General features: G+C 72.3%; 1 protein-coding gene. It reads left to right on the top strand.

The window, feature by feature from the left end; translation table 11 throughout:
- Positions 1-143: 143 nt before the first annotated feature.
- Positions 144-16,901, top strand: coding sequence for an amino acid adenylation domain-containing protein (locus ACH4OW_RS25685; RefSeq protein WP_398030201.1), 16,758 nt, complete (start codon positions 144-146; stop codon positions 16,899-16,901).
- Positions 16,902-16,912 lie beyond the last annotated feature (11 nt).

The raw sequence follows: 16,912 nt of genomic DNA, 5'->3' as shown, positions 1-16,912 counted from the left end.
GTTCTGTGCCATCAAAGCTGTGCCGACAGCAATCTCTCACCACTTATGCGTGAATACTCGACCGCAGTCGACATGTGATCGGTCCCCAGTCACCGGAGTTGACCGGAGACGCGCGAATCGGGCCGCTCCGGGAGAGGGGAATCATGAACGGCCGAACTGGTGATGCTGCGCCTCTGCCCGAAAGCCAGGGCAGGCGGCAGACGCGGAGCGAAGAAAGCGGTTCCGATCCTCTCGGCAGCGTCGGACAAACCGTCGAAATATCAGGTGCGTTGGACGTCGGCCTCTTCGAGCGCGCGTTACGGCAGGTCGTCACCGAGACGGAGACCCTGCACGTGCGATTCACGGAGGGTCCCCAGGAGCCCACCCCGGTCCGCGCCGGGCCGCCGGACTGGCAGCTGGCGTACGCCGATCTCCGTACGGAAAGCGATTCCCGGAGCGTCGTCGAGGAGGCGGTACGGGCCGAGGAGCGGCGGGTGCGGAATTCACTCGGGGAGCGGCTGTTGTCGCACACCCTGTTCCGCCTGGCGGCCGATCGATACCTGTGGTTCCACTGCTACCACCCCTCGCTCCTGGACGGTTTTGCGTGCGCACTGCTTGGGCGGCGCGTGGCAGCGGTGTATACGGCGCTGTCGCGGAACGAGCCGTACGGCGCGCCGGAGGGCGTATCGCTGCGCGAGGCGGCGGAGCAGGAGTCGGCGTACCGGAATTCGCGCCAGTACGACCGCGATCGGGAGTATTGGCTGGCGAGGTTCGCGGACCGGCCGGAAGCGGCCGGAATACCGGCTCACCGGCCGGGCGGTTCCGGAAAGGCGGACCGGGAAGGGCCGACGCCGGTGCGGGCGACCGGCCGATTGCCGCAGTCCACGGTGGCCGGCCTGCGCGCGGCGGCCACCCGCGCGGGGGTGGGGTGGCAGCGGCTGGTGATCACGGCAATCGGGGCCTTCCTGGGCCGGATGACCGGGGCACATGAGGTGGTTTTGAGCGTGCCCCTGACGGGACACGGGGGCGACGTGGCACTGCAGCCGCCGCGTCCGCCGTACGCCCTGGCGAATTGTTCCCTGCCCCTACGGCTCCCGGCCAGGCCGGAATGCAGCCTGGCCGAGCTGACGGAAGCGCCGGAACGGGAGTATGCCGCACTGCTCGAACACGGTCGCTTCCGGGGCGAATGGCTGCGCCGGGAACTGGGATGGCCTGAAGGGGACCGCCGGGGCTTCGGACCGTACGTACATGTCGCGGAGGACAGTACGGAGCTGTGGTTCGGCGAGCACCGGGGCGTCGTCCGAGAGGAGTCCGGCAGGCCGGTCGAGGAGTTCGGCGTGCTGGTGCACATGTCCCCGAAGGGCGAAGGGCTATCGCCGGAGATCGAAGGGCGGGAGATCCACATCACCTTCGAGGCTGATCCCCGTCTCTTCGACGCCGCCTGGGTCAAGTCCGTCCACCGCGCGTTCCTCCGCTTCCTGGAACGGGCGGTGGCCCACCCCACCCGGCCGGTGGGCCGGATCGACGCACTGGACACGGCGGAACGCACGCAGGTGGTGGGGGAGTGGAACGACACGGGACGTCCGGCATCGGCGGGCACGGTGCTGGAGCGGTTCGGGGCGTGGGCGGCGCGGATGCCGGTGGCGGTCGCGGTGCGGTGCGGCGCCGATGAGCTGTCGTACGGGGAGCTGGCGGCGCGCTCGAACCGTCTGGCGCGGTACTTGGTGCGCCAGGGGGTGGGCCGGGAGTCGCGGGTGGGGCTGCGTCTGGCGCGGGGTGTGGACATGATCGTCGGCATTCTGGGGGTGTGGAAGGCGGGGGGCGCGTACGTTCCGCTGGACCCGGAGTATCCGGCGGAGCGGCTGGCGTTCATGGTGGCGGACAGCGGCGCGTCGGTGGTGCTGGACGAGTTCCCGGCAACCGCGGAGGCCGAAGCCCCCGATGAGCTGGGAACCACCGTCGATCCGGCGGGGTTGGCGTATGTGATCTACACATCCGGTTCCACGGGGCGACCGAAGGGCGTCGCGGTCGCTCATGGCGGAGTGGCGAATCTGGCGGAGGCGATGCGCCTGGTTCTGGGCGTGGAACCGGGCGTGGTGGCCTTGCAGTTCGCGTCCTTCTCCTTCGACGCGGCGGTGCTGGACGTGGCGGTGACACTGGCGGCCGGTGGCACGCTGGCCATCGCCTCGCGCGAGGAACGTGCGGAGCCCGCCGGGCTGGAGCAGATGATCCGCACTGCGGGTGTGAGCGTGGCCAGCGTGGTGCCGTCGCTGCTGCGCGCGCTGGAGCCCGACTCCGTCCCCGGCGTGGGGAACTGGGTGCTGGGCGCGGAGCGGCTGAGTGCGGACCTGGCGGCGCGCTGGCGCGCCGGGGCACGGCTCTGGAACACCTACGGCCCGACCGAGGCCACCGTCATCACCACGGCGATGCCGCTGCCCGCGGACGTCTCCCCGCAGGACGCGCCGCCGCCCATCGGCCGTCCCGTCGCGGGCGCCCAGGTCTTCGTTCTGGACACCTGCCTCCAGCCCACCCCCGTCGGAGCGGTCGGCGAACTGTACGTGGCCGGGGCCGGCCTGGCGCGCGGCTACGCGGGACGTACGGGTCTGACCGCCGAGCGGTTCGTGGCGAGCCCCTTCACCGAGGGCGGGCGGATGTACCGCTCGGGCGACCTGGCGCGGTGGACGGCCGACGGGCAGCTGGAGTTCGTCGGGCGGTCGGACGACCAGGTCAAGATCCGCGGCTTCCGGGTCGAGCCGGGCGAGGTCGAAGCCGTCCTCGCCGCGCACGAGGACGTACGTCAGGCCGCCGTTGTCGTACGCGAGGACCGGCCGGGCGGGAAAAGCCTGGTGGGTTACGTCGTTCCGCGGACACCGGACATCGACCTCCAGCAGCTCCGTGCACACGTCACCCGCGCGGTTCCCGGCCATATGGTGCCGGCCGCGCTGGTGACGCTGGAGGCCTTGCCGCTCACGGTCAACGGCAAGCTGGACAAGGCCGCCCTGCCCGCCCCGGCCCCGGACGGCCACCCCGGCGGCCGCGCTCCGCACACCCCCGTCGAGGCGCTGCTGTGCGAGCTGTTCGCCGAGGTGCTGGGCCTGGAACGGGTGGGTGCCGACGACGGGTTCTTCGCGCTGGGCGGCGACTCGATCCTGTCGATGATGCTGGTCTCCGGCGCCCGCCGCGCCGGGCTGGCCCTGAGCACCCGGGAGATCTTCGAGCGACGGACCCCGGCGGAGCTGGCGGCCGTGGCCGTCCCGATGACGGAGTACGCGGCGCCCGGGACGGCGGCCGCCCCCACGGGCGAGGTGCCGCTGACCCCGGCCATGCACGAACTGCTCGAACGCCTGGGCCCGGGTGGCCTGCCCGAGACGTACCGGTCGGCGCTGGTGACGGTTCCGCCCGGCCTGGACCGCACCGCCCTGACGCGGGCGATCGGGGCGGTGGTGGAACGGCACGAGCTGCTGCGGGCACGTCTGGAGACCGGCCCCTCCGCGCGCCTGGTGGTGCCCGAACCGGGCCCGTTCGACGCGGCCCGGCTGGTACGGAGGGTGGACGCGGCGCGGACCGGAGTGGCAGAGCAGACCCGCGCGGCGGCCGGGCGGCTGGACCCAGCCTCAGGGGTGATGCTTCAGGCGGTGTGGCTGGACGCCGGGCCGGAGGCTCAGGGACAGCTGCTCCTCGTCGCGAATCACCTCGTCCTCGACACGGTTTCCTGGCGCGTTCTGCTGGCGGATGTGCGGGCCGCCTACGAGGAACTGGCGGCGGGCCGCGCGGCGGCGCCGGAACCCGTACCGGTCCCGTACCGGCAGTGGGCGCGGGAACTGTCCGCCCGGGCGAGCGCCGAGGAGCAGGTGGCGGAACTGCCGCATTGGCGCGAACTGCTCGGCGGAGCCGAGCCGTTGCTCGACATCACCGGCCCGGCGAGTGCGGGCGGCACCGTACGGGAGGTGTCGGTGACCCTCCCCGCCGAGGTCACCTCGGCCCTGTTGACCGAGGTGCCCGCCGCCTTCCACGCCGAGGTCGACGACGTCCTGCTGGCCGGGCTGGCGGCGGCGGTCGCCGAGTGGCGGGGGCAGGGCCCACACGGCGGCTTCCTGGTGGATGTGGAGAGCCACGGCCGCGAACCACTCGGGTCCGGACGGTTGGACCTGTCCCGTACGGTCGGCCGGCTCGCCGGCAGCCACCCCGTACGGCTCGACCCCGGAGCATTCGACGCCCAGGAGGTGCGGGCGGGCGGCCCGGCGGCAGGACGGGTGCTCAAGAGGATCAAGGAGCAGCGGCGCGCGGTCCCCGGCGACGGCCTGGGGTACGGTCTGCTGCGCCATCTCAACCCCAACACCGCGCCGGAGCTGGGCGAAGCCCCGTCCGCGCAGGTCGGCTTCAGCTACCTCGGCCGCTTCAGCGGCCGCAACGGGCCGTGGCAGCTCGCCGGGGGCGGCCCGGGCGCGAGCATCGTGGCCGACGCGCCCGTCCTGCACGCTCTGGAAGCCGTCGGCCTGGTGCGGGACCTGCCCGCCGGCCCGGAGCTCACGCTGACCCTGGCCCGTCCGGAGCACGCTCTGGGCGAGGCGTCGGCCCGGGCCCTGCTCGGCGGCTGGGCGGCGATGCTCACCGGCCTGGCCAGGCCATCCGTCGAAGGCGGCCACACGCCCTCCGACTTCCCCCTTGTCGGGCTGGAGCAGGAACAGGTCGAGGAACTGGAAGCGGGCGTACCCGGGCTGGTGGAGGTGCTGCCGGTCTCCCCGTTGCAGGAGGGTCTGCTCTTCCACGCGCTCTTCGACGAGCAGGGCACGAATGTCTATGTCGAGCAGTTGGTCCTCGACCTCGACGGGGCGCTGGACGCGGGCGTCTTGAGGGCATCGTGGCAGGCGCTGCTGGAGCGGCACACGGCCCTGCGGGCAGGCTTCCGGCAGCTGCCCGGGAGGGAACAGCCGGTGCAGGTGGTCGCGGGGGACGTGGCACTGCCATGGAGGGAAGTGGACCTGTCGGGCCTGGATCCCGACCTGGCCCCGGCGCGGTCCCGGCGCATCGAGGACGCGGAACGCTCCCGCCGGTTCGACCTCGCCCGGCCTCCCCTGTTGAGGGTCCTGTTGTCCCGCTTGGGTCCGGACCGTCACCGCATGGTGATCACGCTGCACCACCTCCTCCTGGACGGCTGGTCGCTCCCGTTGCTGCTGCGGGAGCTGTGGGCCTGCTACGCGGCGGGCGGCAGTACGAGCGCGATGCCCGCCGTTGTGCCCCACCGCGAGCACCTGGCCTGGCTGGCCCGCCAGGACGAGCAGGCTGCCCGGGAGGCGTGGCGGCATGCCCTGGCCGGAGTGGAGGAGCCCACCCTCGTCGCCCCCTCCCTGCCCACCCATACCTCCATCACGGTCGAGCGGACCGTGGCACGTACGGGAACCGACATGGCGGCGGCCCTGCGGGGTACGGCCCAACGGCTCGGTGTGACCCTGAACACCGTGGTGGAGGCCGCCTGGGCGGTGGTGGTCGGGCAGTTGGCGGGACACCGGGACGTGGTGTTCGGCGTGGCGGTGGCCGGACGGCCCGCCGAGCTGCCGGGTATGGCGGACATGCTGGGCCTGTTCATCAACACCGTCCCGGTTCGCGTCGCTCTCGACGCGAACCGGACGATCGCCGAGCTGCTGACCGGGCTCCAGACCCAGCAGGCCGCCGTGCTCGACCACCAGCACCTGGGTCTGAGCGCCATCCAGCGGGTGGCGGGTCCCGGCGCCACTTTCGACACCCTCATGGCGTTCGAGAACTACCCCGGCGACCTCGCCGCGCCCCCGCCCGTGGAAGACCTGGCCCTGACCGGCACCGCGCTACGCGGGTCCACCCACTTCGCGCTCGCTCTCAGCATCATTCCGGCCGACGACCTGGAATTGCGCCTGGAGTACCGCACCGACGTCCTCGACCGGCCACGAGCTGAACGGCTGGGGTGCCAACTGGTGCGGGTGTTGGGGCAGTTGGCGGCGGATTCGCAGGTTTGTGTTCGCGATGTCCAGTTGGTGGGCGGGGACGAGCGTATGCGGGTGGTCGAGGCGTGGAACGACACGGTGCGGTCGGTGTCGGCGGGGAGCGTCGTCGATCTGGTTGCCGCCCGGGTTGCGGCGGCTCCGGGGGTGGTTGCGGTGCGGTGCGGTGCGGATGAGCTGTCGTACGGGGAGTTGGCGGTGCGTTCGAACCGTCTGGCGCGGTACTTGGTGGGTCGGGGGGTGGGCCGGGAGTCGCGGGTGGGGTTGTGTCTGGCGCGGGGTGTGGACATGGTCGTCGGGATGCTGGGGGTGTGGAAGGCGGGTGGGGCGTACGTTCCGTTGGATCCGGAGTATCCGGCGGAGCGGCGGGCGTTCATGGTGGCGGACAGTGGTGTGTCGGTGGTGTTGGAGGAGATTCCGGAGGCCGTGGAAGCCGAAGCGTCCGATGCGCTGGGTGTTGCTCTTCATGCGCTCCAGTTGGCGTATGTGATCTATACCTCGGGTTCGACCGGCCGTCCGAAGGGGGTGGCGGTGGCGCACGGTGGGGTGGCGAATCTGGCCGAGGTGATGCGTCCGGTGCTGGGTGTGGAACCGGGTACGCCGGTGTTGCAGTTCGCGTCGTTCAGCTTTGATGCTTCCGTGCTGGACGTGGTGGTTACGCTGTCCGCCGGTGGCACGCTGGTCATCGCCTCGGAGGAGGAGCGTGCCGAGCCCGAAGCGCTGTCCCGGATGATCCGGGAGGCGGGCGTGCGGGTGGCGAGCGTGGTGCCGTCGCTGGTGGGCGTGTTGGAGCCGGAAGCCGTGCCTGGTGTGGAGAACTGGGTGCTGGGTGCGGAGCGGCTGAGCGCCGTGCTGGCGGCGCGCTGGCGGGCCGGGGCGCGGGTGTGGCACGCGTACGGTCCGACCGAGGCCACGGTGATCACCACGACCGCGCTCCTGGACGAGGGCATTTCGCCGCAGGACGCACCGCCGGCGATCGGCCGCCCGATCGGTAACATGCGGAACTTCGTGCTGGACGGCTTCCTGCGGCCGGTTCCGCCCGGCGTGACCGGTGAATTGTACGTCGCGGGGCCGGGGGTGGCCCGTGGCTACACCGGCCGCCCGGATCAGACGGCGGAGCGCTTTGTGGCCTGCCCCTTCGCCGACGGCGGGCGGATGTACCGCTCGGGCGACCTGGCGCGGTGGACGGCCGGCGGGCAGTTGGAGTTCGTCGGGCGGTCGGACGACCAGGTCAAGATCCGCGGCTTCCGGGTCGAGCCGGGCGAGGTCGAAGCCGTCCTCGCCGCGCACGAGGGCGTACGTCAGGCCGCCGTTGTCGTACGCGAGGACCGGCCCGGCGAGCAGCGGCTGGTGGGTTACGTCGTCCCGCGGGCGCAGGACATCGATCCCCGAGAACTGCGTACGTACGCGGCCAGGTCCCTGCCGGAGCACATGGTCCCGGCCGTCGTGACGGTCCTGGACGCGCTGCCGCTGACGATGAACGGGAAGCTGGACAAGGCCGCCCTGCCCGCTCCCGGCCGTGAGGCCAGGAGCGACCGTGTTCCGCGCACGCGCACCGAGACCGTGCTGTGCGACCTCTTCGCCGAGGTGCTGGGCCTGGAGCGGGTCGGCGTCGACGACAGCTTCTTCGCGCTCGGCGGCGACTCGGTCCTCTCCATGCTGCTGGTGTCGAACGCCCGGCGCGCAGGCCTGGCAGTGACGAGCCGTCAGGTCTTCGAGCGGCGGACGCCCGCTGAACTGGCGGCCGTGGCCACCACTCCCGCCGAGACGGACACCCCCACCGGCTTCTCCCTTGTCGAACTGAGCCCTCGTCAGGCGAGCGAGTTGAAGTCGGACGTGCCCGGGCTGGTGGAGGTGCTGCCGGTTTCGCCGTTGCAGGAGGGTCTGCTCTTCCACGCCCTCTTCGACGAGTTCGACGAGGTGTCTGAGGACGTCTACGTCGAGCAGATGATCCTCGACCTCGACGGCGCGTTGGACGCGGGGGTTCTGCGGGCGTCCTGGCAGGCCCTTGTGGACCGGCACGCCGGCCTGCGGGTCGGTTTCCGGCAACTGGCCGGGCTGGAGCGGCCCGTACAGGTGGTCGTACAGGACGTGGTGCTGCCCTGGCGCGAGGCGGACCTGTCCGGGCCGGACGCGGAAACCGCCGAGGCTGAGTCGGAGCGGCTGGCCGGTGAGGAGCGGGCCAGGGGCTTCGACGTCGCGGTGCCGCCGCTGCTGAAAGTGTTGCTGGTCACGATGGGCGCGGACCGCCACCGCATGGTGATCACGCTGCACCACCTCCTCCTAGACGGCTGGTCGCTGCCGATCCTGCTGGGTGAGCTGTGGGCCTGCTACGCGGCGGGCGGCAGCGCGGACGGGCTGCCCGCCGTTGCCCCGTACCGCGACTACCTGGCCTGGCTGGCCCGCCAGGACCAGTACGCCGCCCGGGAGGCGTGGCGGCACGCCCTGGCCGGAGCGGACGAACCCACCCTTGTCGCCCCGCTCGCCTCGACGGTCTCGTCGGTTCCGGGGCGGATCCACACCTTCACGGCGGGCGAACGGCTGGCGGCCGCGCTGCGGGAGACGGCCCGTGGGCTCGGCGTCACGCTCAACACGGTGCTGCAGGCTGCCTGGGGGATCATTGTCGGACAGCTGGCAGGGCGTTTGGACGTGGTGTTCGGCATCACCGTGGCCGGGCGGCCCGCCGAGCTCGTGGGCGTGGAGAACATGCTGGGGATGTTCATCAACACTGTCCCGGTGCGGGTGGGCCTCGACGCGCGGCAGACGGTCGCCGGACTGCTCACGAAGCTGCACGCACAGCGGTCGGTGCTGCTGGACCACGACCACCTGAGCCTGACCGCGATCCAGCGGCTGGCCGGGCCCGGCGCGACCTTCGACACCTTGATGGTGTTCGGGAACTACCCGGGCGACCCGTCGGCCCAGCCCCCCGTGGAAGGGCTGACGCTCACGAAGGTGGGGGCGCGGGAGTCGACCAACTTCGCGCTGACCCTGGGTGTGGACGCCGTCGAGGGCCAAGGTCTGCGGCTCCGGCTGGACTACCGGCCGGACCTGTTCGGCGAGGAGGCCGTACGGACCGTTGCCGCCCGCCTGGTGCGGGTGTTGGGGCAGTTGGCGGCGGATTCGCAGGTTTGTGTTCGCGATGTCCAGTTGGTGGGCGGGGACGAGCGTATGCGGGTGGTCGAGGCGTGGAACGACACGGTGCGGTCGGTGTCGGCGGGGAGTGTCGTGGATCTTGTTGCCGCTCGGGTCGCGGCGGATCCGGGGGTGGTTGCGGTGCGGTGCGGTGCGGATGAGCTGTCGTACGGGGAGTTGGCGGCGCGTTCGAACCGTCTGGCGCGGTACTTGGTGGGTCGGGGGGTGGGGTGTGAGTCGCGGGTGGGGCTGTGTCTGGCGCGGGGTGTGGACATGGTCGTCGGGATGCTGGGGGTGTGGAAGGCGGGTGGGGCGTACGTTCCGCTGGATCCGGAGTATCCGGCGCAGCGGCGGGCGTTCATGGTGGCGGACAGTGGTGTGTCGGTGGTGTTGGAGGAGATTCCGGAGGCCGTGGAAGCCGAAGCGTCCGATGCGCTGGGTGTTGCTCTTCATTCGCTTCAGTTGGCGTATGTGATCTATACCTCGGGTTCGACCGGCCGTCCGAAGGGCGTGGCGGTGGCGCACGGCGGGGTGGCGAATCTGGCCGAGGTGATGCGTCCGGTGCTGGGCGTGGAACCGGGTACGCCGGTGTTGCAGTTCGCGTCGTTCAGCTTTGATGCTTCCGTGCTGGACGTGGTGGTTACGCTGTCCGCCGGTGGCACGCTGGTCATCGCCTCGGAGGAGGAGCGTGCCGAGCCCGAAGCGCTGTCCCGGATGATCCGGGAGGCGGGCGTGCGGGTGGCGAGCGTGGTGCCGTCGCTGGTGGGCGTGTTGGAACCGGAAGCCGTGCCTGGTGTGGAGAACTGGGTGCTGGGGGCGGAGCGGCTGAGCGCCGTGCTGGCGGCCCGGTGGCGGGCCGGGGCGCGGGTGTGGAACACGTACGGTCCGACCGAGGCGACCGTGATCACGACGGCGACGCCACTGACCGAAGGCATCACGGCCCGGGACGCCCCGCCCGCCATCGGCAGGCCCCTCGGGAACACCCAGGTCTACGTCCTGGACGGCTTCCTGCGGCCGGTTCCGCCCGGCGTGACCGGGGAGCTGTACGTGGCTGGGGCCGGGCTGACCCGCGGCTACACCGGCCGCCCCGGTCCGACCGCCGAGCGGTTCGTGGCCTGCCCCTTCGCCGACGGCGGGCGGATGTACCGCTCGGGCGACCTGGCGCGGTGGACGGCCGACGGGCAGCTGGAGTTCGTCGGGCGGTCGGACGACCAGGTCAAGATCCGCGGCTTCCGGGTCGAGCCGGGCGAGGTCGAAGCCGTCCTCGCCGCGCACGAGGACGTACGTCAGGCCGCGGTCGTCGTCCGCGAGGACCGGCCCGGCGAGCAGCGGCTCGTCGCTTACGTGATCCCCGCCGAACGTGACACCGCCGATCCCGCCGCGCTCCGTTCCGCCGCCGCTGCCCGGCTGCCCGGCCACTTGGTGCCGACGGCGGTGGTCGTGCTGGACGCTCTGCCGCTGACCGTCAACGGCAAGCTCGACCGGGCCGCCCTGCCCGCCCCCGGGACCGACGGCCACGCGACGACGGGCCGTGCGCCGCGCACGCCCCTGGAGACGAGGCTGTGCGACCTCTTCGCCGAGGTCCTGGGCCTGGAGCGGGTGAGCGCTGACAGCGACTTCTTCGCCTTGGGTGGCGACTCGATCCTCTCCATGCTGCTGGTGTCCCGCGCCCGGCGCGCCGGTGTGATCATCACGAGCCGTCAGGTCTTCGAGCGGCGGACGCCCGCGGAACTGGCGGCCGCCGCCACCGTCACCGAGGCCGATGCCACGCGGACCGTGGTGTCCGGCACCGGTGAGGTGCCGCTGACGCCGGTGATGCGCGAGGCGCTGGAGCGGGTCGGCCCGGAGCGGATCGGCCGCGTCGTGCAGCCCGGGGTGGTGGTGACGCCGCCCGGCCTGGACCTCGCCGTGCTGACACGGGCGGTCCAGGCGGTGCTGGAGCGGCACGAGATGCTGCGGGCACGGCTGGAGACCGAGCCGTATGCGCGACTGGTGGTGCCGGGACCCGGCACGCTCGACCCGGCGCGGCTGGTACGGCGGGTGGACGCGGCCAGGACCGGGTTGGGTGAGCAGGTACGGGCGGCCGTGGACCGGCTGGACCCCGCCGCCGGCGTGATGCTCCAGGCGGTGTGGCTGGACGCGGGGCCCCAGGACCGGGGACGGCTGGCCGTGGTCGCGCATCACCTGGTGGTGGACACGGTTTCCTGGCAGGTCCTGTTGCCTGACCTGGCGTACGCCTACGAGAAACTGGCGGCGGGCAGCGAGGCCGCGCTGGAGCCTGTACCGGTGTCGTACCGGGAGTGGGCACGGGAGCTGACCGCTCAGGCGACCCACCCGGACCGCCTCGCGGAACTGTCCGGTTGGCGAGAACTCCTCTCCGGCACCGAGCCGCTGCTCACACCTGAGCAGGCGTGCGCGGGCGGCCCGGTGTGGGAGGTTTCGGTGACCGTCCCGGCCGCGGTCACTTCGGCCCTGCTCACGGGCGTCCCGGCCGCCTTCCACGCCGGCATCGGCGACGTCCTGCTCGCGGGCCTGGCGATGGCGGTCACCCGGTGGAAGGGCCGGGCCCCGCAGGGTGGGTTTCTGGTGGACGTCGAGAGCCACGGCCGGGTGCCGACAGAGGACGAGACGGACCTGTCCCGGACGGTCGGCTGGTTCACCGGCGTTCATCCCGTACGGCTCGACCCCGGTGCGGACGCCGTCGACGGGCTGCGACCGGACCGGGTACTCAAGAGGATCAAGGAACAGGTACGGGCCGTGCCCGGCGACGGGTTGGGCCACGGACTGCTGCGTCACCTCAACCCCGAAACGGCGCCGCTCCTAGCCGAACTCCCCGCCGCCCAGATCGGGTTCAACTACCTCGGCCGTATGCCCCGCCGCGAGGGCGACTGGCAGCCGGTGCCCGCCGTCGGGATCGAGGGGGACGCCGCAGACGACCTCCCGGCCATGCACCCCCTGGAAGTCCTGGGGGTCGTCAGGGACCTGCCCGGTGGCCCGGAGCTGACGCTGACCCTGGCTCTGCCCGCACACGTCCTGGACGAGGCGTCGGCGCGGGCCCTGCTCGGCCATTGGGCGACGGCCCTGGCCACCCTGGCCACTGGCCCCCTCACAGGCGGCCACACACCCTCCGACTTCCCCCTCGTCGAGTTGGACCAGCAGCAGGTCGAGGAGGTGGAGAACGCCGTCCCGGACCTGGTGGACATCTGGCCGCTCTCCCCTCTGCAGCAGGGCCTGCTGTTCCACGCCATGTACACCGACGAGGGCCCGGACGTGTACACGGGCCAGCGGGCGCTGGCGTTCGACGGGCCACTGGACGCGGCCCGGCTGCGTTCCTGCTGGGAGGCGCTGCTGACCCGGCACCCCACCCTGCGGGCGAGTTTCCACCAGTGCGCGTCGGGCGCGACGGTACAGGTGATCTCACGCGACGTGGAGCTGCCCTGGCGCGAGGCCGACCTGTCGGGCCTGGGGCAGGCCGAGGCCTCGGCCGAGCTGGCCTGCCTGTGCGAGCGGGAACTCGGGGAGGGGTTCGATCTGACCACGGCGCCCTTGCTCCGGCTGCTGCTCGTGCGCCTCGCTGACGATCGTCACCGGCTCGTGATGACGACACAGCACGTCATCCTCGACGGCTGGTCACTGCCCGTGCTGTTCGACGAGCTTCAGACGCTCTACGCGGCCGGCGGCGACGCGCGGGCCCTGCGCCCCGCACCGTCCTACCGTGACTATCTCGCCTGGCTGAACCACCAGGACCCGAACGTTTCCCGGGCCGCATGGCAGGCCGCGCTGGCCGGCACCGAAGAGGCCACACGCGTGATGCCCGCCGCTCCGGGCGGACGACCGGTGCGGCCGGAGGCGGTGCACAGGAAGTGCAGCACGGATCTGACCCAGGCCGTGGCGGACCTCGCCCGCACCTGTTCGGTGACGGCCGCCACCGTGATCCAGGGTGCCTGGGCGCTGGTGCTGGGGCGGCTGGCACGGCGGGGCGACGTGGTGTTCGGCAGTACGGTGGCGGGCCGTCCCGCGGAAGTGCCGGGTGCGGAGTCGGCGGTCGGGCTGTTCATCAACACGATTCCGGTCCGGGTACCGCTGGTGGCCGGGCAGTCGGTGCGGGAGATGCTGGCCGGGCTGCAGGAGCGCCGGATCGGCCTGATGGCGCATCAGCATGTGGGGCTTGCGGATATCCGGCAGACCGCCGGTGCGGGGGCGGAGTTCGACACGCTGGTGGTGTACGAGAACTATCCGAGTCTTCCGGAGCGGCCCGGCGGCGCCGACGCGCTGCGTTTCCGTCCGGTGGGCCAGGCGCGGGATGCGAGTCACTATCCCCTGGCGCTGATCGTCGGCCCCGGTGAACGCCTGGAAACGCAGCTGGACTACCTTCCGGGTCTTTACGATCCCACCACCGCCGAGCAGATCCTCGACCGGCTGGCGCGCGTGCTGGAGCAGATGACAGCCGATCCCTCGACGCCCGTCGGGCGGATCGACGTACTGGCGCCGGGCGAGCGCGAGCGGCTGACGAGGGACTGGACCACCACGGCCACGACCGCCGCGAAACCGGACGCCACCGCTCCCTCGGTACTGGAGCTGGTCGCCGCGCAAACGGTCCGCAGGCCGGACGCGGTGGCGGTGACCGACGGGAAGCGCACGATCTCATACGGCGGATTGGATGTGCTGTCGAACCGGCTGGCCCGGCACTTGGTCTCTCTCGGTGTCGTCAGGGGCGACCGGGTGGCGGTGGTGATGGAGCGCTCGGCGGAGCTGCTGGTGACGCTCCTGGCCGTCTGGAAGGCGGGCGCCGCGTACGTTCCCGTGGACACCGGTTACCCGGCCGAGCGGGTGCGGCTTCTGCTGACCGATGTCGCGCCCGCGGCGGTGGTGTGCGCCCGGAGCACCCGGGGCTCGCTGCCGGAGGACATCGCGGCGCCCGTGCTGGTGCTCGACGACCCACGTGCGACCGCCGCCGTGGCCGCCTGCCCGGCTGACGGTGCACCCGTCACCGTGAGCGCGGAGGACCTCGCATACGTCATGTACACCTCGGGCTCGACGGGCGTGCCCAAGGGCGTCGCGGTGCCGCACGGCAGCGTGGCCGCCCTGGTCGGTGAGCACGGATGGCCTGCCGGTCCGGGCGAGTCCGTCTTGATGCACGCGCCGCACGCTTTCGACGCCTCCCTCTTCGAGGTGTGGGTGCCGCTGGCGGCGGGCGCCCGGGTGGTCGTCGCCGGGCCGGGAACCGTGGACGCCGAGCGGATTCGTACGGCCATCGCGGACGGTGTGACGGCGCTGCATGTGACGGCGGGACTGCTCCGGGTGGTCGCGGAGGAGGCGCCGGAGTGTTTCACCGGCCTCCGGGAGGTACTGACCGGCGGCGATGTGGTGCCTGCCGCGGTCGTCGCCCGCGTACGGGAGGCTTGCCCGGACCTTCCGGTCCGCCACCTGTACGGACCGACCGAGACCACGCTCTGCGCCACCTGGCACCGCCTGCGCCCCGGCGACGCCTCACCGGGGGTGCTGCCGATCGGCCGCCCCCTGACGGGCCGCCACGTCTACGTCCTGGACCAGTTCCTGCAGCCGGTGCCTGCGGGTGTGGCCGGTGAACTCCACATCGCGGGGAACGGACTGGCGCACGGCTACCTGGGCCGCGCAGACCTGAGCGCGGAACGGTTCGTGGCCTGCCCCTTCGCTGATGGTGCGCGGATGTACCGGACCGGCGACGTGGTGCGCTGGACCGACGACGGGCGGCTGGAGTTCGTCGGCCGGGCGGATGAGCAGGTGAAGATCCGCGGCTTCCGGGTGGAGCCGGGTGAGGTCGAGGCGGCGATGGCGGCGTGTCCGGGCGTGGCACAGGCCGTGGTGACCGCGTACGGGACCGGAGCCGGCGACAGGCACCTGGTCGGCCATGTCGTGCCCGACGGAGCGGCGGTGGACGCGGAATCCGTACGCGCGCACGTGGCGGCGGTGCTGCCCGAGTACATGGTCCCCGCCGCCGTGCTGGTTCTGGAGACGTTGCCGGTGACGGTGAACGGGAAGGTGGACCGGGCCGCACTGCCCTCGCCGAACTTCGCCGGGCGGACGTCGGCCCGCCCGCCCCGCACAGCGGCGGAATCGGCCCTGTGCGCCCTCTTCGCCGAGGTGCTCGGCCTGGACCGGGTCGGCCTCCACGACAGCTTCTTCGCGCTGGGCGGTGACTCGATCATGTCGTTGCAACTCGCGGCGCGGGCCCGGCGCGTGGGCTGGGCGGTCACGCACCTCCAGATCTTCAAGGAGCGGACTCCCGAGCGGCTGGCGCTGGTCGCCGAAGCGGTGGGCGGACCGGCGACGGCCGGGGCGAGCGACACCGGTGTCGGCGAGGTGCCCCGGACGCCCGCCATGCGGGTGCTCGGGGAGCAGGTGACGGAGTCGCGGTTCGCGCAGTGGACCGTGGTGGGTGCCCCGGCGGCACTGGGGCTCGATGTGCTCGCGGCGGGTGTCGGCGCGCTGCTGGACACGCATGCCATGTTGCGGGCTCGTACGCGCCGGAGTGCGGCGCAGGAGCCGGTCCTCGTGGTGGGCGAGCCGGGCTCGATGGATGCGTCGGAGCTGGTGAGCCGGATCGACGCGGCTGATGTCGCGAGTGCTGAGCTGGATGGTGTCGCGGGGGCGGCTGCGAAGGAGGCGGTGGAACGGCTGGACCCGGCGAGTGGCGTGATGGTGCGGGCAGTATGGGTGGATGCCGGTCCGGGCCGTGTCGGCCGGGTGGTGCTGGTCGTGCATCACCTGGCGGTGGACGGGGTTTCGTGGCGTGTCCTGCTGCCGGATCTGCAGGCGGCTTGCGAGGCGGTGGCGGCCGGGCGCGAGCCCGTCCTCGAACCGGTACCGACATCTTTCCGGCAGTGGGCGAGGGCGCTGGCCGCACAGGCCCGCAGCCCGCAACGCCTGGCCGAGCTGGAACAGTGGCGCGCGCTGCTGGAGGGTGCCGAACCGTTGCTGCACGGGCGAGCGCTGGACCCGGGCCGGGACACGGTGGCGTCGGCGCGGGAGCGGTCGTGGACGGTTCCCGTATCGCAGGCGGCCGTTCTGGCGGGCCGTACACCAGCCGCCTTCCACTGTGGTGTGCGTGAAGTGCTGCTGGCCACGCTGGCCGGTGCGGTGGCGCAGTGGCGACCAGGAGTCGGCCGTGGGCTGCTGGTGGACATCGAGGGCCACGGCCGCGAGCCGTCGCCGGCGGGAAGGGAACTGACCCGCACCGTGGGCTGGTTCACCGCCACCCACCCGGTCCGCTTGAAGACGACCGGTATCGACCTGCGCCGGGCCCGGTTCGGAGGCATGGCGGCCGGCGCCCTCCTGAAAACCGTGAAGGAGCAGGTGCAGGCGGTTCCCGGTGATGGGTTCGGCTATGGTCTGCTGCGCCACCTCAACCCCGGTGCGGGAGCGGTCCTCGCCCAGCTTCCCTCCTCCCAGATCGGTTTCAACTACCTCGGCCGGTTCACCGCTACCGCGCACACCGGCCCGGCAGAAGCCTGGCAGCCAGCTGGTGCGTCGGCCGTGGCCGGCTCGGCCGGCCCCGACATGCCGGTCCTGCATGCCCTGGAAGCCGGTGCGGTGATCCGGGACACGCCGGACGGGCCCGTTGTGACACTCTCCCTCAGCTGGCCCGACCGGCTCCTGTCGGAGGCGGACGCAGGGCAACTGGGCGAGTTGTGGCTGGGCATGCTGGCCGGCCTCGCCGCTCACACCGAAGACCCCGCCGCAGGCGGACGCACCCCCTCCGACTTCCCCCTTCTCTCCCTGACCCAGGACGAGGTCGACGACCTCGGCGACGAGTTCGCCGACGACATCAGGTGACCCCTGCTCCC

Source organism: Streptomyces sp. NPDC017056 (genome assembly GCF_044332485.1).
Lineage (GTDB): Bacteria > Actinomycetota > Actinomycetes > Streptomycetales > Streptomycetaceae > Streptomyces.
Note: the sequence above shows the minus strand (reverse complement) of the source record. Positions and strands in the feature narration are given on the sequence as shown.